Origin of the sequence: Brevundimonas sp., assembly GCF_035626535.1 — a bacterium.
Classification (GTDB): Bacteria; Pseudomonadota; Alphaproteobacteria; order Caulobacterales; family Caulobacteraceae; genus Brevundimonas.
The window spans coordinates 111,858-128,287 of the sequence record NZ_DASPNO010000053.1; the positions used below are offsets into that span (position 1 = coordinate 111,858).

Annotated in this window: 14 protein-coding genes; 6 read left to right on the forward strand and 8 right to left on the reverse strand. The window is 70.4% G+C overall.

What is annotated here, in order from left to right; all coding sequences use genetic code 11:
• Window positions 1-3 precede the first annotated feature (3 nt).
• From VEC04_RS08030 to VEC04_RS08040, 3 genes are read right to left on the reverse strand one after another with little or no spacing between them, the layout of a single operon-like run.
• Window positions 4-2,304 (reverse strand): PAS domain-containing sensor histidine kinase, encoded by a 2,301-nt coding sequence (locus tag VEC04_RS08030; protein WP_324775620.1) that lies wholly within the window; start codon window positions 2,302-2,304, stop codon window positions 4-6.
• Entirely contained in the window at window positions 2,301-3,353 is a 1,053-nt protein-coding gene (gene dusB / locus VEC04_RS08035) for a tRNA dihydrouridine synthase DusB (protein ID WP_324775622.1), read from the reverse strand. Before dusB ends, VEC04_RS08030 begins: the two co-directional genes overlap by 4 nt.
• Before the next feature lie 51 nt (window positions 3,354-3,404).
• Window positions 3,405-3,824: an MAPEG family protein gene (locus tag VEC04_RS08040; RefSeq protein WP_324775624.1), complete on the reverse strand. Its 420-nt coding sequence runs from the start codon at window positions 3,822-3,824 to the stop codon at window positions 3,405-3,407.
• Window positions 3,825-3,931: 107 nt separating this feature from the next.
• Between VEC04_RS08040 and VEC04_RS08045 the strand changes: the two genes are divergently transcribed.
• Window positions 3,932-5,068: a bifunctional 2-C-methyl-D-erythritol 4-phosphate cytidylyltransferase/2-C-methyl-D-erythritol 2,4-cyclodiphosphate synthase gene (locus VEC04_RS08045; protein ID WP_324775626.1), complete on the forward strand. Its 1,137-nt coding sequence runs from the start codon at window positions 3,932-3,934 to the stop codon at window positions 5,066-5,068.
• Between the two features lie 111 nt (window positions 5,069-5,179).
• Here the strand turns inward: VEC04_RS08045 and VEC04_RS08050 are convergent, their stop codons facing one another.
• On the reverse strand, window positions 5,180-7,492 hold the full coding sequence (locus VEC04_RS08050) for a fused MFS/spermidine synthase (protein WP_324775628.1): 2,313 nt from the start codon (window positions 7,490-7,492) through the stop codon (window positions 5,180-5,182).
• A gap of 81 nt (window positions 7,493-7,573) precedes the next feature.
• On the opposite strand from VEC04_RS08050, the gene VEC04_RS08055 reads away from it, so the two are divergent.
• A complete protein-coding gene (locus tag VEC04_RS08055) occupies window positions 7,574-8,065 on the forward strand; it encodes a CinA family protein (protein WP_324775630.1) in 492 nt (163 codons plus the stop codon).
• Window positions 8,062-8,292 (forward strand): sulfurtransferase TusA family protein, encoded by a 231-nt coding sequence (locus VEC04_RS08060; protein WP_324775632.1) that lies wholly within the window; start codon window positions 8,062-8,064, stop codon window positions 8,290-8,292. The genes VEC04_RS08055 and VEC04_RS08060 overlap by 4 nt, the downstream gene beginning before the upstream one ends.
• On the opposite strand, the gene VEC04_RS08065 is transcribed toward VEC04_RS08060, so the two are convergent.
• Window positions 8,255-9,211, reverse strand: coding sequence for a YihY/virulence factor BrkB family protein (locus VEC04_RS08065; RefSeq protein WP_324775634.1), 957 nt, complete (start codon window positions 9,209-9,211; stop codon window positions 8,255-8,257). The two genes, VEC04_RS08060 and VEC04_RS08065, sit on opposite strands and share 38 nt — an antisense overlap.
• A 156-nt stretch (window positions 9,212-9,367) precedes the next feature.
• On the opposite strand from VEC04_RS08065, the gene VEC04_RS08070 reads away from it, so the two are divergent.
• Genes VEC04_RS08070 through VEC04_RS08080 form a run of 3 tightly spaced genes read left to right on the forward strand, consistent with a single transcriptional unit; the run spans window position 9,368 to window position 12,067 of the window.
• Window positions 9,368-10,681, forward strand: a complete 1,314-nt coding sequence (locus VEC04_RS08070; RefSeq protein WP_324775636.1) for a diguanylate cyclase domain-containing protein — start codon at window positions 9,368-9,370, stop codon at window positions 10,679-10,681.
• A gap of 43 nt (window positions 10,682-10,724) precedes the next feature.
• Window positions 10,725-11,321 (forward strand): winged helix-turn-helix domain-containing protein, encoded by a 597-nt coding sequence (locus tag VEC04_RS08075; RefSeq protein WP_324775638.1) that lies wholly within the window; start codon window positions 10,725-10,727, stop codon window positions 11,319-11,321.
• A gap of 5 nt (window positions 11,322-11,326) precedes the next feature.
• Window positions 11,327-12,067, forward strand: a complete 741-nt coding sequence (locus VEC04_RS08080) for a hypothetical protein (RefSeq protein WP_324775640.1) — start codon at window positions 11,327-11,329, stop codon at window positions 12,065-12,067.
• 12 nt (window positions 12,068-12,079) lie between these two features.
• Here VEC04_RS08080 and VEC04_RS08085 read toward each other — a convergent pair whose 3' ends face one another.
• Genes VEC04_RS08085 through VEC04_RS08095 form a run of 3 tightly spaced genes read right to left on the reverse strand, consistent with a single transcriptional unit; the run spans window position 12,080 to window position 16,327 of the window.
• A complete protein-coding gene (locus VEC04_RS08085; RefSeq protein WP_324775642.1) occupies window positions 12,080-12,565 on the reverse strand; it encodes a GNAT family N-acetyltransferase in 486 nt (161 codons plus the stop codon).
• A 1-nt stretch (window position 12,566) separates the two neighbouring features.
• Window positions 12,567-16,022 carry a transcription-repair coupling factor gene (gene mfd / locus VEC04_RS08090; protein ID WP_324775644.1) on the reverse strand — a complete coding sequence of 1,152 codons (3,456 nt, stop codon included), beginning with the start codon at window positions 16,020-16,022 and terminating at the stop codon, window positions 12,567-12,569.
• Window positions 16,022-16,327, reverse strand: coding sequence for a succinate dehydrogenase assembly factor 2 (locus tag VEC04_RS08095; protein ID WP_324775645.1), 306 nt, complete (start codon window positions 16,325-16,327; stop codon window positions 16,022-16,024). The genes mfd and VEC04_RS08095 overlap by 1 nt, the downstream gene beginning before the upstream one ends.
• Window positions 16,328-16,430 lie beyond the last annotated feature (103 nt).

A 16,430-nucleotide genomic window follows, 5' to 3' on the forward strand; every position in this document is an offset into this window, starting at 1 on the left:
TCGCTATTCGCCGGCCGGAACGGTCGGGGATCGGGACGCTTTCGCATCCTTGCCCCCGGCCGCGGCCGCTTGCAGTGGGGATTTCAGGGGGAAGACCAGGCACACGCGCGCGCCGGACAGCTGCTCGGCGTCGGCCAGCTTCAGCTCGCCGCCGTGCTCCTCGCAGATGCGCTTGACGATGGCCAGGCCGAGGCCGGTGCCCTTCTCGCGCGTGGTCACATAGGGTTCGGTGAGGCGGTCGCGGTCCCGGGCGGGAAGGCCGATGCCATCGTCCTCGATGATGAAGGTGGCGAGGCCGTCGGCGACATCCAGCCGGGCGGAGACGCCGGGACGCTTGCCGTCCGCGGGCCTCGGCGCGACCGCGCGGCGCGCCGCCACCGCCTCGCCGGCGTTCTTGAGAATGTTGGTCAGGGCCTGCCCGACCATCCGCCCGTCGGCGTGCAGCACGACGGCGGGCAGTGGTTCGATCAACTCGACGCCGATATCCGGCGCCGCCACCCGCTGGGCGAAGACCGCCTCACGCAGCAGTTCGGCCGGGTTCTCGGCGGTGAAGCGCGGCGCCGGCATCCGGGCGAACGACGAGAATTCGTCGACCATGCGTCCGATGTCGCCGACCTGGCGGATGATGGTCTCGGTGCAGCGGTCGAACACCTCGACGTCGTCCCCGACCTGCTTGCGGTAGCGGCGGCGCAGCCGCTCGGCCGACAGCTGGATCGGCGTCAGCGGGTTCTTGATCTCGTGGGCGATGCGTCGCGCCACGTCGCGCCAAGCCGCGTTGCGCTGCGCCGTCACCAGCCGAGTGATGTCGTCGAAGGTCAGCACCATCTCGCCGCCGACTCCGCCCTCGATCCGCACCCGCAGGCGACGCGTCTCGCCGTCCCGGCTGACGTCGATCTCCTCCTCGATGTGGGCCTCGGCGCGGCCGGCGAGCTCGCTCAGCTCCGGCGCCGCCTCGCCAAGGGGCCGGCCGATGATCTCCTCGCCCGCCGTCAACCCGAGAAGCTCGACGGCGCTGTCGTTGATGGCCGACACCCGCCGCCGTTTGTCGACGCCGATCACGCCTGCGGAAACCCCGGACAACACCGTCTCGATGAACCGGCTGCGGCCCGTGGCCTCTTCGCTGGCGGCCCTCAACGCCGCCTGCTGCGCCTCGAGGTCGCCGGTCATCCGGTTGAAGGCGGCGTTCAGATTCTTGATCTCGCCGGGACCGTCCTCGTCCTCGACCCGCGCGGTCAGGTCGCCGCCGGCGACGCGGTCGGCGGCCTCGACCAGACGCCCGATCGGCCCCGAAATAGCGCTCGCCGCCGACATGCCCAGCCAGACCGCCCCGACCAGCACCAGCAGGGCCGTTTCGATATAGCTGAGGGCGAAGGCGGCCTGGATGCGGTCCCGGCTCTCCTCCGCCTCGCGGTAAGCGACGATGGCCGCCTCGCCGTTGCGCATCTGCGCGATCAGTCCCGGCTGCAACGGCCGGACGAGATAGAGGTAGGCGTCTCCATAGCCCGTCAGCGGATACAGCGTCCGTATCGTGTCTGGATTTTCGGTCACGTCGATCGGCGCGGTTTCGCCTTGGGCGGCCTCTTCGAGATCCTGTCGCGATGGGGCGAAATAGGGCGGCGCGTCCTCCAGCTCGCCCCGCGCCAGCACCTGCCCATCGCCGTCGACGATATACAGCGCCGGGTAGCCGAACAGGTCGGCCACCTGGGCCAGGAACTCCGAGAACTGGATTCGGTAGGCGAAGCGGGCGCGCGCTTCAGGAGCGGCCAACTCGCTGGCGATGGTCGCAAGGTCCGCTTCAACCTCGAGACTGACGTCCCGGACATAAGCCCGGCCGATCTCGGCGCTGTTCCTGACTGCGGAGCTGACATTGTCGCTGAACCATTGATCCACCCCGCGGTTGACCAGCACGCCGAACACCAGGGCGATCAGCACCGCCGGCACGAGAGCCACCATCGAGAACAGCGTCACGAAGCGCAGGTGCAGCCTCGCTCCGGCATGAGTGCGCTGCTGGAACAACAGGAACACCCGCCGCCCGACCACGATCGCCAGGCTGCCGATCAGCAGGAGGTTGACGCCGAGGACGACCAGCACGGCCTGGCTAGCCATTCCGCGCGCGCCCTCGCCGCTCGCGCCCGGCGCCACGGCCACCAGCCAGATCGCCGCGACGGTGATCAGGAAGGCGACGGTGTAGGCGATCAGGAAGGTGTTGCGCCGGCGCTCCTCGGACCAGCCGGCGAACCAGCGCGCCGGTCCCCGGAGCGGGGCGGCGTCAGCTTCGGCTGCCGTGGAGGGCGTTTCCGTCATGCCGCTCCAGCTTCGGCGAACTGTGGCTCAATATCAACAACCGAGTTGCCTGAAAGCGTCACTGTCCGCCACAACTCCGCGAGGGCGGCCTCCACCTGCTCCGGCGTCTCAAGCCGGCACAGCCGCGCCTTGGCCGCGCGTCGCTCCAGCGGATCGGTCGGCCACGGCGCCTGTTCGACATACCAGCCGAGATGCTTGCGGAACATCTTCAGGCCCAGCGGCATGCCATAGAAGGCCACCGAGGCGCGCAGATGCTCGATCACGATGGCCAGCCGTTCCTCCGTCCCCGGCTCCTCCAGCACCGTCCCATCGGCCAGCGCCCGCTCCAGGTGCGCCGCCAGCCACGGTCGCCCATAGACGCCGCGGCCGAGCATCAGCGCGTCCGCCCCCGACTGTTCCAGCGCCGCCCGGGCGTCTTCCGCCGTGACGATGTCGCCGTTGACGATCACCGGCACGCCGACCGCCGCCTTGACCTCGCCGACCGCGGTCCAGTCGGCGACGCCGGTGTAGAACTGCTGCCGCGTGCGCCCGTGCACCGTCACCGCCCTGACGCCGATGGCCTCGGCCCGCCGCGCCAGCTCCGGCGCGTTGCGGCTGGTGTCGTCCCAGCCCAGCCGCATCTTGACGGTCACCGGCCGCGAGGTCGCGTTCACCGCCGACTCGATCAGCCGGCAGGCCAGGTCCGGCGTCCGCATCAGGGCCGAGCCGCAGGCCGAGCCCGTGACTTCCTTGGCCGGGCAGCCGAAATTCAGGTCGATGATGTCGGCCCCGGCACGCTCGGCCATGCGCGCGCCCTCGGCCATCGCCGCCGGATCGCGCCCGACCAGCTGGATCACCGTCAGCGGCAGGCCCTCCCCGACCGCCGCGCGCCGCACTACGTCCGGCCGCGCCCGCGCCAGCTCGGCGGCGGCGACCATCTCGGTGGCGACGTAGGCCGCGCCCAGACGGCTGGCCAGCCGCCGGAACGGCAAGTCGGTGATGCCGGTCATGGGCGCGGTCAGCACCCGGCCGGGCACCCACACGTCGCCGATCTGGAGGCCGTTGCGCATGGGCCGGCAGATAGGGGTTTTGCGCCGCCGGGTCCAATCCCGGCGCGAACCTCAGAAGACGGCGATAGCGGCCCGGATCGCGAGGACGAGCAACACCGCGCTCGCCGCCATGAACACCGCGAAACGCACCGGGATCGCATTGACCAGCGCCTGTATCAGGCTGTGCGCCACCCGCAGCGCCACATAGGCCCAGGCCAGCCCGAGGTTGAGCCCGTCGCCCCGATCCAGCAGGGCCAGGGTCAGCGCGACCGCGTAGAACAGCGTCGGCTGCTCCATCAGGTGGTTGTAGTTGTCGGCCTTCCAGCGCACGCGGGGCGGCAGACCGCCCAGCATGACGTCCCGCGGCAGGGTCGGGTCCAGCTTTGTCCGCGCCTGGATCATGGCAGGCAACCTGGTGGCGTAGAGCCAGGCCCACATCACCATCGACCAGAGCACCAGGGTGATGACCGGCTGCAGCATGGCGTGGGTCATGGTTCGTCCTCCCACGGCCACGCTCGCCCGCACGGGCCGGGCTGTCAAACAGCGGCCCCTCCGTCGCGGCTCTCGTCAGCGCGGCAGGGCGTGTCTACAAGCGGGCCATGAGCTTCTCAGCCGTCATCGTCGCCGCCGGAACGGGATCCCGCGCGGGCGGGCCCAAGCAATGGCGCGAGCTGGGCGGTCGGCCCGTGTTGCGCTGGTCCGCCGAAGCCTTGCTGGCCGCCGGGGCGTCGGAGCTGGCTGTGGTCGTCGCCCCCGGCGCCGAAGCCCTCGCGGTCGACGCGCTGACTGGTCTCGATCGATGGTTCGCCGTCGCCGGCGGCGCGACTCGCGCGGACTCGGTTCAGGCGGGTCTGAACGCCCTCGCGGCCGCGCCTGACACCAGGGTGCTGATCCATGACGCCGCCCGGCCCCTGCTGGACGCCTTGACCATCGGCCGGGTTCTCGCCGCCCTCGACGGGCATGCCGCAGCCCTGCCGGTCCTGCCCGTCGCGGACAGCCTGCGCCGGGGCGTCGACGAGATCATGGGCGACCCTGTCGACCGGGAAGGACTCTGGCGCGCCCAGACACCGCAGGGATTTCGGCTCCAGACCATCCGGGACGCCTATGCCGGTTGGAGAGGGCCGTCCCCGCCGACCGACGATGTCGAAGTGGCCCGCGCGGCCGGGCACGCCGTGGCCATGGTGGCTGGCGACCCGCGTCTGCTGAAGCTCACCTTCCCCGAGGATATCACCATGGCCGAGGCCCTGCTCCCGCGTCGGACCCGCGTCGGCCAGGGCTTCGACGCCCACCGCTGGGGCCCGGGCTCGTCGGTCTGGCTGTGCGGCGTCGAGATCGCCCACGACCAGGCCCTGATCGGTCATTCGGACGCGGACGCCGGCCTGCACGCCCTGACCGACGCCATCCTCGGGGCCATGGGCGACGGCGACATCGGCGACCATTTCCCGCCCACCGATCCGCAGTGGAAGGGCGCCTCGTCCGACCGCTTCCTGACCCACGCCGTCGAGCGGCTGCACGCCCGTGGCGGCCGTGTGATCAATGTCGACGTGACCCTGATCTGCGAGCGGCCCAAGGTGAAGCCGCACCGTCAGGCGATGCGCGACCGCCTCGCCGCCCTGCTCTCGCTCCCGCTGGAGGCCGTCAGCGTCAAGGCCACCACGACCGAGGCCATGGGCTTCACCGGCCGCGGCGAGGGCCTCGCGGCGCAGGCCATCGCCACCATCGACCTGCCCGCCTAGAGCGAAATCGGTCGAGTTGGACCCTTGTCCAACTCGGCGCAGATTGCGCTCCAGCATTTAGCCTGGACCACTTTTTGGATGCAGGTCGATTCGAACCGAAGCAAAACTGGCCTAGGGCCGCTCGGGCGGCGGCCGGAACGACCGCCACAGCGCCCCGAACAGATTGACGTAGTCGTCGGTCCACGGACGCACCGCCGTGTCAGGGACCTCGCGCCAGTTCGGCCTGCCGCGGAAGTCGGCCAGCCCCCGGTCGGTCGGCGAGAGCACCACGGCCTCGGTCGAGGCGATGGCCATCTGCGGCATGGAGTCGTCCTCGACGTAGAGGCCGTGCAGCGCCGGCCGGCCCAGCGTCCGCGCCGCAGCGATGGTCGGCAGGACGATCTCGAGGTTGCGGTTCGACAGGTGCAGCAGCACCACGCCCTCGGGCTTCAGCAGTCGCAGATAGCCTTCGATGGCCTCGACGGTCAGCAGGTGGGTCGGCACCGCGTCCGACGAGAAGGCGTCGATGATCAGCAGGTCGTAGCTCCCCGCCGGCTGGTCGCCCAGCGTCAGCCTGGCGTCGCCCAGAACCGTCTGCACCTCCCCGACGGCGCAACCGGAGATGTAGGTGAACCATCTCGGATCGCGCGACATCCGGTCGACCATCGGATCGATCTCGAAGAAGGTCAGCGAGTCCTCGGCCCGCTTGTAGGCCGCCATGGTTCCGGATCCCTGCCCGACCACGCCGATCCGCGCCGGGCCGCGGGCCTGGACGATCTCGGTCGACTGCCCGATGGGTGTCAGGGGGTGGTAGTACAGCGCCGGCTGGCAGTCGAAGCGCGGATCGCGCGCCTGGGCGCCGTGCCAGGTGGTGCCGTGCGTCAGGATATGGATATCGCCGCCCAGCCGGTCGTCCTGCTGAACCGCCACCCGCATGACACCGAAGAAGCTGCGTTCCGAATAGCTGGAATCGTAGCCCCGGGTCACGAACTGCGCGGAAAGTCCGATCATCAGCAGGGCCGCGGTGAAGGCCTGGGCCCGGTCGCGCAACAGGAAGGCGCAAACCACGGCGGGCCCGAGGATCAGCATGCACAGCGTCTGCAGCGGGAACAGCGGAATCAGCCGCCACAGCGCATCCCACGCCTCGGGGTCCGCGGTCATCCACCACGACAGGGCGGCCGCCCCCGCCGTCAAACCGGCGACCGCGACCAGCGCCCCGACCTCCTCGCCGCGCATCCGCCGCCGGTCCCACGGCCGCGCCAGACCGACCAGCACCAGGACCAGCGGGTACTCCCAGACCAGGTTGAAGATCACCGGCGCCAGCAGGGCGGTGAAGGCGCCGCCGACCACCCCGCCGACCGACAGCAGGAGGTAGAACTCCGTCAGCCGGTCTGGTGGAGGCCGCCGCGCCGCCAGCATCTGGTGGCACATCAGGGCGGCGAAGAAGAAGGCGAGGATGTGGATGACGAAGGCGATCCGGATATCGAGCGTGCGGAAGGCCACGATGAGAACCACGACTGCCCCGAGCGCCGCCTGCACGACCAGGGTGACCGGCAGCGGGATCCACGGCCGCGCCTGGAAGGCGATGACGAAGGTCAGCAGATACAGCGCCAGCGGGATGACCCACAGGAAAGGCGCCGAGGCGACGTCGGTCGACAGATGGGCCGTCACCCCCAGCATCAGGCTGGAAGGCGCGGCGGCGAGCAGGATCAGGATGATCTTCTCGCGCCAGGCGATCGGCGGCGTGGCGGCCAGCTGCGCCGGTTCGGCGTCTCGGTCCAGCCGCCGGCGCCAGACGGTGAAGGCCAGCGCCGTCACCATCAGCAGGAAGGCCCAGTACCCCCCCGTCCAGCCCATCCTCTGACCGAACAGATTGGTCAGTGGTTCGATCAGAAAGGGATACGACAGCAGCGCCAGGAAGCTGCCGAGGTTGGAGGCGGCGTAGAGGACATAGGGGTTCTTGCCGTCGGGATAACCCGCCCGCACCCGCGCGAACCAGGCCTGCAGCAGCGGCGCGGTGGCGGACAGCACGGCGAACGGCGCCCCGACCGACAGCGTCAGCGTGGCCAGCAGCCAGCCGATCGGGGCCGACGGATCGGGATCGCCCAGCCAGCCGTTGATGCGCAGCGGCAGGAACAGGGCCGCCGTCAGCAGCAGCGCCAGGTGGATCGCCACCTGCAGCTTGATCGAGCCGACCCGCTGCAGCAGGTGGGCGTAGAGATATCCCCCCAGGAGCGCCGCCTGGAAGAACACCATCGCCGTGTTCCACACCGCCGGCGATCCGCCGAGCATCGGCAACACCAGCTTGGCGACCATCGGCTGGACCACGAAGACCAGCGACGCCGAAGTGAATATGGCCACGGCGAACAGCCACGGGGTCAGACGGTCGACCGGCCGCGCGGGCGAGACGGCGCCGACGCCGGAGTCGCCTGTGGTGTCGCTCATGCCCGCCCCGTATGCTGGCGCCGCTCCGGCGCATCGCGCCACACTGGACCGACTCGCCGCCGCTTCGGAAGGCCCCGTTTGATGTTTCCCGACGATATCGCCGCCCTCGCCCGCCAGGTCGTCGAAGCCGCCGCCGCCCGCGGCCTGATGATCGCCACGGCCGAGAGCTGCACCGGCGGCCTCGTCAGCTCAGCCCTGACCTCCGTCGCCGGGTCCTCGGCCGTCGTCGAACGGGGATTCGTCACCTACAGCAACGCCGCCAAGACGGAATTGCTCGGCGTTCCGGCGGACCTGATCCAACGCCACGGCGCCGTCTCCGAACTCGTGGCCCGGGCCATGGCCGAAGGCGCCCTCGCCCGCTCCGCCGCCCAGGTGTCCCTCTCCGTCACCGGGGTAGCAGGTCCCGGCGGCGGATCGCCGGACAAGCCCGTCGGGCTGGTTCATATCGCCGCGGCGGGTCCCGATGGCCTGATCCACGTCGAGCGCCGCTTCGGCGACATCGGCCGCGAAGCGGTCAGGATGGGCAGCGTGCGGGTCGCGCTCGAACTCCTGCTGGACCGGACCGGCGCATGATCGTCGACGCCCGCGGCCACCGCTGCCCCGCCCCGAGCCTCCGGCTCCAGAAGGCCATGCGCGAGTGCGGCCCGGGCGTCCGCCTGACCCTGCTGGCCACCGACCCGATGGCCCGGATCGACGTGCCGCACCTGATCGCCGGCGTCGGCGGGAGGGTGATTTCGATCGAGGAGGCCGACGGCGTGCTGACTATCGAGGTCGAGACGCCCGCCGCTCCGAAAGACTGACGACAGATTCGGGCAGCGGATCGGCCGGTTCGAGCTCGGGCGCGCCGCTCGAGCGCTGGTCGATCTCCATCTCCGTGGCGAAGGCGCCGCCGTAGAAGATGGCGTTGACGTTCCATGACAGCCAGATCAGCAGCACCACGATGGCGCCGACCGAGCCGTAGGTCGCGCCCAGGGGGGCGATCTGCTCCACGTAAATGGCGCAGAGCCAGGACGAGATGGTCGACATCACCGTCGCCACAATCCCGCCGACGATGGACGGGAACCAGGCCACCGGGACCCGGTGCGACATGGCGTAGCGATAGAGCATGGTCAGCCCCACGCCGAGACCGAGGGCCGGCCACAGGCCCACGAGGGGCAGCCCGCCTCCCCCGTCAGCCGGCGCGCCCGGCCCGGTGTGCTCGAGCAGCCGCGAGGTCACTACGGCGCCCGACACGACGGTGAACAGGGCGAAGGCGAACAGGGCCACGAAGAAGGCCAGCAGGTTGAACTTGAGGAACCCGTGCGGCTCCGTCTCGTCGTGGATCAGGTTCAGCCCGGCCAGTAGGGCCTTGAACCCGCGATGTGCGGCGTATCCGCCGATGACCAGGGCGAAGGCGCTCTGGGCCGAGACAGTGCTGGCCGAGGCGTTCGCCAGCCGTTCGATCTCGGTCATGAAAATCGCGCGCGCGGCGTGCGGCATGACGTCGGCCAGGGCCGCGGCCTGCTCGCTGACCTGACCGATCGACAGCACCGCCTTGTAGAAGCCGATCAGGATGGCGATGGCCGGGAACACCGCCAGCAGCGCGAAGAAGGACACGCCGCCGGTGTAGAGCATGACGTCCCGGCCCCAGCTGCGCGCGAACGCCTTGACCCCCAGACGGCCCCACAGCGCGGGCGTCGCCCAGCGCACGGCCTCCTTCATATCCGCCCTGGCCTGCAAACCGGTATCCTGTCCCGCCCCCGATGGAGCACCCCTTTAACGCAATTCGTCGCTTGGGAAAGGATGGCCGCGCCGGTTGCCTCGCCACGGCGACCCTCGCTATGGTCCGCCGCCATGAGATCGCGGCCCGGGTGGGGGGCTGCCGGAGACGCTGCCTTGAATTCCGATCCGCGCATTCTGGTCGTCGCTCTGGATGACGACCTGATCGGGTCCCTGTGCCAGGGGCTGGACGCGCTGGGCTGGCGCACCGTGACGGCGCGGTCGCTGGCCGGCGCCGTGCAGGTCCTCATCGACTGGCCGCTCGAGACCGTCATCCTCGACGCGCGCCTGCCCGACGCCGTCGAGGGCGTCGCCGCCCTGCGCCAGACCGTGTCGCCGCGTCGCCTGCCGATCATGGCGATCGGTTCGGAAGCCTCCGATTGGCCGACGGGGACCGCCGACATCGTCATGTCGGGCCCGCCGCACGCGGCCCAGGCGGCGTTGCGGCTTGAAAACCTCGTTCGCGCCGCCATCGCCGAGGAAGAGGTCACCCTGCGCGAGGCGACCTTCGCAGCCCGGGGCGAACCGCTTCCGCCGCCCGAGGCCGACGCCTCGCCCCTACGCGTGCTCGCGGCGGGCAAGCCCGACCGGCATTTCCTCGCCCTGTCCAACGCCCTTGTCGCCCGCGGCTGCGACGTTGTCGCCGCCCCGACGCCCTACACCGCTTTCGACTATCTGCATGAACGGCCGTTCGACGCCGCGGTGCTATGGGGCGCCGAGGACCACGCTCCTGCCCTGTCGATCGCCTCGGGTATGAAGCGGAACACGCGGCTCTATCACATCCCGGCCGTGCTCTATCTGCGCGGCTCCGGCGAGATAAACCTGTCCGAACTCTACAATAGGGGCTTCGCCGACGTGGCCGCCGCCGACACGCCGGAGGAAGAGACGGCCGAGAGGATCGTCGCCCTGGCCCGCCATCATCGCCGGCACGTGGCGATCCGGCGGACTCTGGAGGGCGCGCGCGGGTCCGGCCTGACCGACCCCGCAACGGGCCTGTTCACCCCCGAGTTGTTCGCCAGCCACCTGGCCCGGGTCGCCGAAGGCGCCCGCCAGCGCCGCCGCCCGCTGTCCGTGGTGGTCCTGCGGGTTTCGGAAACGCCCGCCGTCGTCGAGGCCCGCAAGGACGGCTGGCTCGATCGCGCCCTGCCGCAGATCGGCGCCATGGTGTCCCGGCTGATCCGCACGGAAGACACGGCGGCGCGTCTGTCGCCTGATGTCTTCGCCCTCGCCCTGCCCGCCACCCGCGGTCCGGCCGGGCGGATCGCGGCGGACCGGATCGCGGCGGTGATCGGCTGCACCGCCTTCGACGCCGGCCCCGACCGCTCGCCCTTCGTGGTCGAGTTCGAGGTCGGGGTCGCCGAGGTCGGGCCTGGCGAATCCCCTGCTGCGGTGCTGGAGCGGGCGTCCCGGGATATCCGCGCCCCCGTCTGACACTCATTTGACAACTTCATTTGTCTAATGCAGGTTCGGGACCATGACGGCCCGGCCCACAGCCCTGCTCGACGACCTGGACACCGCCCTGCTGGCGCTGGCCCCGATCCGTCGCCGGATCCTGGCGGCCCTGTCGGAGCCGGCCTCGGCGGCTGGCCTGTCAGAACAGTTGGGCATGCCGCGTCAGAGGATCGGCTATCACCTCCGGGCCCTTGAAGGGGCCGGCTTGATCCAGCCAGCGGGCGAACGGCGCAAGCGTGGCTTCACCGAGCGGCTGTTCGTCGCCGCCCGCGACCATGTCCTCGATCCGGCCCTGCTCCGGGCGCCCGCCGACCCCGAAGCGGTCGAGGCCCAGGACCGCCACGCCGCCGATCACCTGATCTCCACCGCCTCCGCCATGGTCCGGGACGTCGCCCGCATGCGCCAGGCCGCCGAGGCCGAGGGTGCGCGCCTGCTGACCCTGACGGTTGAGGCCGACGTCTGCTTCGCCGCCCCGGCCGATTTCGACGCCTTCACCAACGAGGTGGCGGACGCGGTCGCCGCCCTCGCCCGCAAATACGCCGCCCCCGCGGGGCGCCGCTACCGCCTCACCGCCGCCGCCCATCCCGCCGTCGCCCGACCGGCCCCGACACGGAACTGACCGCCATGACCGAAGCCGCCGACAAGCCCATGGAGGACCACGTCCTCGTCGAGGTCACCGTCCCCGCCCCGGCCGACGCCGTCTGGGCGGCGCTACGCGACCCGCAGAAGATCAAGGACTGGTTCGGCTGGGAGACCGAGGGCCTGAAAGACGAGATCGACTTCATCTTCGTCACCCACGCCGAGGCGAACGAGGCGCGCCGGGTCGTCAGCTTCGTCGGCGTCAACGACCGCTACGAGGTCGAGGCGCAGGGCGACTCCAGCCTCGTCCGCGTGGTCCGTTCCGCCCCGGCCGACGACTGGTCGGACGTGTTCGACGGCATGATCGAGGGCTGGATTTCCTTCACCTGGCAGCTGGCCTACGCCTTCGCCCGCCATCCCGGCGAGACCCGGCGCACGATCTTCTTCTCGGGCCCGCCGCGAGCCGACCGGCTGGCCCGCTCGCTGCTGGGCCTCGACGCTGCCCCGGCGGCGGGCGAGCCGTGGTCGATGCCGCTGGGCCCCGACGCGGACGCTTCCGGACAGGTCTGGTTCACCGCCCGCCACCAGCTCGGCGTCACCGTCGACGCCTGGGGCGACGGCCTTCTGGTCGTGCTGGACCAGCCGCCGACGGAGACGAAGCCGCGCGGCTCCACCATGCTGACCCTGACCACCTACGGCCTGTCCGAAACCGCCTTCGCTGACCTTCAGGCGCGCTGGCAGGCGTGGTGGGACGAGCGCTTCGAGACGGTCGAGCCGGGCTGCTGAGACTGTTGATCGTCAGAGGCGCCGGTACATGATGTGCAGCCCGACCAGTCCCTCGGTCGGGTGGTCGAACGCCTCCGGCGCCGTGCCGATGATCTCGAAACCAAGCGCCTTCCACAGACGGACCGCGCCGCGGTTGGCCTCGACCACGGCGTTGAACTGCATGGCGCGATAGCCGTCCGCCCTGGCTCGTTCGATCACGGCCTCGCCCAGAGCCCGGCCGACACCCTGCCCCCGCGCCGCTCCGGCGACCATGAAGCTGGCGTTGGCGACATGCCCGCCGGGGCCCATCTGGTTCGGACCGTATTTGGCCGTGCCCAGCACCGCGCCGGCTTCGTCGGTCGCCACCAGAACCACCCACGACGGCGGGTTCCACAGCGCCTTGCCGCCGGCCTCGTCCAGATCGCGCGGATAGGTGTAGGTGTCGCCGGTCCGCACGACCGCCTCGACGATCGGCCAGATCGCCGGCCAGTCCGCCGCCGTCGCCTCGCGGATCCGCACCTCAGGCCGCTCCGGCCACCCGCGCCAGATCGGCCGTGATCCGTTCCGCCACCTTCAGCCGGTCCTCCGGCGTATCCCAGTCGCCCTTGACGACGATCTTCTGGTCCGGCCGGATCTTCCAGAAGGCGTGGTTCTTCTGGATCAGTCCGACCAGCCCGCCGGGGTTGGGGAATTCGTTGTTGCGCAGGGTCAGCACCGCGCCCTTGGGCCCGATGTCGATGCGCTCGATACAGGCCGTCTTGCAGTTGGCCTTCACCCCGACGATGCGCAGCAGCTGCTTCGCCTCGTCCGGCAGCGGGCCGAAGCGGTCGATCAGTTCGGCCGCCAGCGCCTCGCGGCTTTCGTTGTTCTCGGCGTCCGACAGACGACGGTACAGGCTCAGACGAACATTTAGATCCGGAACATAGTCTTCGGGGATCAGCACCGCGGCGCCCACGTTGATGGCCGGCGACCAGCCGCGGTCGACCACGCCGCCGCCTTCGCCCGCCTGCCGCAGCTCCGCCACGGCGTCCTCGAGCATCTGCTGATAGAGCTCGACGCCGACCTCGCGGATGTGGCCCGACTGCTCGTCGCCCAGCAGATTGCCGCCGCCGCGCTGGTCGAGGTCGTGGCTGGCCAGCTGGAAGCCGGCGCCGAGGTTGTCCAGCGACTGCAGCACCTGCAGCCGCCGCTCGGCCGACAGGCTCATCGGCTTCTCGGGCGGCGTCGTCAGATAGGCGAAGGCGCGCGCCTTGGCCCGCCCGATCCGGCCGCGAATCTGGTGCAACTGCGCCAGGCCGAACATGTCGGCCTTGTGCACGATCAGGGTGTTGGCCGTCGGCACATCAAGTCCCGACTCAACGATGGTGGTCGACAGCAGCAGGTCGTAGCTACCGTCGTAGAAGGCGCTCATCACGTCTTCCAGCTGGGTCGGCGACATCTGGCCGTGGCCGACGACGAACTTGATCTCGGGAACCTGCTCGCGAAGGAATTTCTCGATGTCAGGCAGGTCGTTGAGTCGCGGCACGACATAGTAGGCCTGGCCGCCGCGGTATTTCTCGCGCAGCAGGGCCTCGCGGACCAGCACCGGGTCCCACGGCGTGACATAGGTCCGCACCGCCAGACGATCCACGGGAGGCGTGGCGATGATCGACATCTCGCGGATTCCCGACAGCGCCATCTGCAGCGTCCGCGGAATCGGCGTGGCGGTCAGGGTCAGCAGGTGGACGTCGGCGCGCAGGGACTTGAGCTTCTCCTTGTGCTTGACGCCGAAATGCTGCTCCTCGTCGACGATCACCAGGCCCAGGTCCTTGAAGCCGACCTGTTCACTCAGCACGGCGTGGGTGCCGACGACGATCTCGAACGAGCCGTCCTTCAGCCCCGCCCGCGTCTCGGCGGCGTCCTTCGCCGTCACCATCCGCGACAGGTGCCGCACCTTGATCGGCCAGCCGGCGAACCGCTCGCTGAAGGTCTTGAAATGCTGCCGCGCCAGCAGGGTCGTCGGGCAGACGACCGCCACCTGCTGGCCGCCCATGGCCACCACGAAGGCGGCCCGCAGCGCCACCTCGGTCTTGCCGAAGCCGACGTCGCCGCAGATCAGTCGGTCCATCGGCGTGCCCTTGCCGAGGTCCTCCAGCACGTCGGCGATGGCGGCCAGCTGATCGTCGGTTTCCTCGTAAGGGAAGCGGGCGCAGAACTCGTCGAACAGTCCCTGCGGCGGGGTGATCGCTTCCGAGGTCCGGAGCGACCGCTTGGCGGCCAGGTCGATCAGCCCCTCGGCCATGTCGCGCAGACGGGCTTTCGCTTTCGCCTTGCGCGCCTGCCAGCCGGCCCCGCCCAGCCGGTCCAGCTGCACCCCGTCCGCCTCGCTGCCGTAGCGGGTCAGCAGGTCGATGTTCTCGACCGGCAGGTACAGCTTGCTCTCGCCGGCGTAGAGCAGCTCCAGACAGTCGTGCGGCGCCTCCTGGATCTCCAGCGTCTTCAGCCCCTCGTAGCGGCCGATGCCGTGGTCGAGGTGAACTACCAGATCGCCGGTCGTCAGCGCCGAGGCCTCGGCGAGGAAGTTCGACGCCCGCCGCTTCTTCCTGGGTCGCGCCAGCCGGTCGCCGAGGATGTCGGTCTCGGAGATGACGGCGATGTCGTCGGTCTCGAAGCCGTGCTCCACCGGCAGCACGCCGCGCAGATAGAGGTCCTTCGGCGCCTTCTGGACATCGGCCCAGTCACGCACGGCCACCACATGCTCCAGTCCGTGATCGGCCAGCATGGAGGCCAGCCGCTCGGACGAGCCTTCGGTCCAGGAGGCGAACAGTACCCGCCTGCCGGCGGCCTTCACGGCCTCTGCATGTCGGGCCACCGCCTCGAACAGGTTGACGCTGTCCTGCGCCCGCTCGGCCGCGAAACTGCGCCCCAGCCGCCCGCCCGCGTCTTCCCCCGCGCCGTGGAACGGCGACAGCCGGCGCACCCAGCGCCCCGCCAGCGCTCTGTTCCAGTCACTCTCCGGCAGGTACAGCCGCTCAGGCGGCAGCGCCCGATACGCCGCGCCGCCCTTGCCCATGGCCGCGTCGCGCCGCGCGTCGTAGGCGTCTTTCGTCAGGGTCCAGCGCTCGGCACGCGCCGCCTCGACCTGGTTGTCGAGGAACAGCCGAGCGTCGTCGGGCAGATAGTCGAACAGGGTTTCAAGTCGCGCGTAGAGCAGCGGCAGCCAGTGCTCCATGCCCTGCCGCCGCGCCCCCTCGCTGATGGCCGTGTACAGCGGATCGTCGCCCGCCGCTCCGAACAGCTCCAGATAGCCGGTCCGGAAGCGCGAAATGCTGTCGGGATCGAGCAGCGCCTCCGACACCGGGGCCAGCGACACGTCGCGCAGTTGCCCCGTCGACCGCTGGGTCGCCGGATCGAAGGTGCGGATCGACTCCAGCTCCGAGCCGAACATGTCCAGCCGCACCGGCTCCTCGAAGCCCGGCGGGAAGACGTCGATGACCCCGCCGCGCACCGCGAACTCGCCGCGCTCCGACACCGTCGAGGCGCGCATATAGCCGTTCGCCGCGAAATACCGCTCCAGCGCGACCGTATCGAGATCGAGCCCGACCGTGGTTTCGAAGCCAGCGCCGCAGGTCACCTCGCGCGGCGGCGTCCGCTGCATGGCCGCGCCGACCGTCGTGACCACCAGCAGCGGCGTGTCGTCGCCCGGCATCCGCTGCGCAAGGCGGGTCAACGTCGCCATCCGCTCCGCCGAGACCGAGGACGTGGGGCTCAAACGGTCGTAGGGCAGGCAGTCCCACGCCGGAAACTCCACTACTTCAATATCATTGGCGAAGAACCGAAAGGCCTGCACGAACTCGCCCATGCGGGCGTAGTCGCGGGCCACGAAGGCGCCGACGCCGCCGTCGGCGCGCAGCCGCTCGGCCACCGTCAGGGCGTCCAGCCCCTCCGGCGCCCCGCCCAGCTCCTGATCACTGCGTCTCGAGACCTGCGCGTCCATCAGCCGGCCCCCCCGGCCACGGCCGCGGCGACGTGGTCGCGCATGAAGGCGCGGATCCTCGCCATCACCGGCGTGTCGTGCGCCGCCGGCGTCGGCTCCGTCCCGATGATCCAGGCATAGAGTTGGTGGTCGTCGTCGTGCGCCAGCAGAGCCTCCAGTGAATCCAGTTCAGCCCCGGTCAGGGTCGGCCCGACCCGATTCACGAACGGCCCCAGCACGAGGTCCGCCTCGCGGAATCCTCGCCGCCAGGCCCGGAAGGCGATCCGCCCGAGGCGTTCTTTCAGACGTGCGTCGATATCGGCCACAAGCTTCCTTGCCCGGTGGAGATCGTAAGAAGCGCCCTCAAGCAGCGAGCCGCCGCGCGGTGAGCGATAGGGCACTTCAATGAGGTTGGTCAGATAGCGTTCC

Coding starts and splice junctions, on each gene's coding strand:
- VEC04_RS08055 (WP_324775630.1), top strand. CDS start 7,574: ATGTTTCCCGACGATATCGCCGCCCTCGCCCGCCAGGTCGTCGAAGCC.
- VEC04_RS08075 (WP_324775638.1), top strand. CDS start 10,725: ATGACGGCCCGGCCCACAGCCCTGCTCGACGACCTGGACACCGCCCTG.
- VEC04_RS08050 (WP_324775628.1), bottom strand. CDS start 7,492: ATGAGCGACACCACAGGCGACTCCGGCGTCGGCGCCGTCTCGCCCGCG.
- VEC04_RS08040 (WP_324775624.1), bottom strand. CDS start 3,824: ATGACCCACGCCATGCTGCAGCCGGTCATCACCCTGGTGCTCTGGTCG.
- VEC04_RS08045 (WP_324775626.1), top strand. CDS start 3,932: ATGAGCTTCTCAGCCGTCATCGTCGCCGCCGGAACGGGATCCCGCGCG.
- VEC04_RS08080 (WP_324775640.1), top strand. CDS start 11,327: ATGACCGAAGCCGCCGACAAGCCCATGGAGGACCACGTCCTCGTCGAG.
- mfd (WP_324775644.1), bottom strand. CDS start 16,022: ATGGACGCGCAGGTCTCGAGACGCAGTGATCAGGAGCTGGGCGGGGCG.
- dusB (WP_324775622.1), bottom strand. CDS start 3,353: ATGCGCAACGGCCTCCAGATCGGCGACGTGTGGGTGCCCGGCCGGGTG.
- VEC04_RS08060 (WP_324775632.1), top strand. CDS start 8,062: ATGATCGTCGACGCCCGCGGCCACCGCTGCCCCGCCCCGAGCCTCCGG.
- VEC04_RS08030 (WP_324775620.1), bottom strand. CDS start 2,304: ATGACGGAAACGCCCTCCACGGCAGCCGAAGCTGACGCCGCCCCGCTC.